Source organism: Roseateles chitinivorans, from assembly GCF_002761755.1.
GTDB lineage: Bacteria > Pseudomonadota > Gammaproteobacteria > Burkholderiales > Burkholderiaceae_C > Roseateles > Roseateles chitinivorans.
Genome location: NZ_PEOG01000171.1, coordinates 1 through 519 on the forward strand (window position 1 = coordinate 1; position 519 = coordinate 519).

At 70.3% G+C, this 519-nt stretch carries 2 protein-coding genes; both read left to right on the forward strand.

Annotated features, from left to right (window positions below; all coding sequences use genetic code 11):
- Nucleotides 1-191, forward strand: a 191-nt coding sequence (locus tag CS062_RS27135; protein ID WP_233218246.1) for a hypothetical protein, incomplete at its 5' end; no start/stop codon positions are given.
- A partial coding sequence (locus CS062_RS25225; RefSeq protein ID WP_143742532.1) for an acyl-CoA thioesterase domain-containing protein occupies nt 188-519 on the forward strand: 332 nt, incomplete at its 3' end. The genes CS062_RS27135 and CS062_RS25225, both read left to right, overlap by 4 nt.

The following is a 519-nucleotide window of genomic DNA, read 5'->3' on the forward strand; positions in this document are numbered from 1 at the left end:
TCTGGAAGGCCATCCAGGCCGCGGGCGCCGGCGGGGACTTCCGCCCGAACCCGTCGCGCCTGTGTTCGTGGTGTGCACACCAGTCGTTGTGCCCGGCGTTCGGTGGCACCCTGCCGCCGTACCCGGGGTGGCCGGACCAGATCGACGACGGTGATCCCGACGCAGTGCTGCAGGAGGTCGGCGCCGCATGATCGGTTGCCACTACCGGCGTCTGGGCACCGATGGTGAGTACCAGCTGTTCGAGTCGACACCGGACACCCGCAGCAAATGGGACGGGAGCATCCAGCACGGCTCGCCACCGCTCGCGCTGCTGAACAAGGCCATCGAGGAACTCATGGCAGGCTCCGGGCTGCGCGTCGGCCGCCTGACGCTCGACATCCTTGGCGCCATTCCAGTTGCGCCCGTGCGGGTTCGGACGTGGGTGGAGCGGCCCGGTTCCCGCATCTCGCTCGCGGTCGCGGAGATGGCCGCGGCTCGGCCCGACGGTGAATGGCGCGCCGTGGCCAAGGTCAGCGCCTG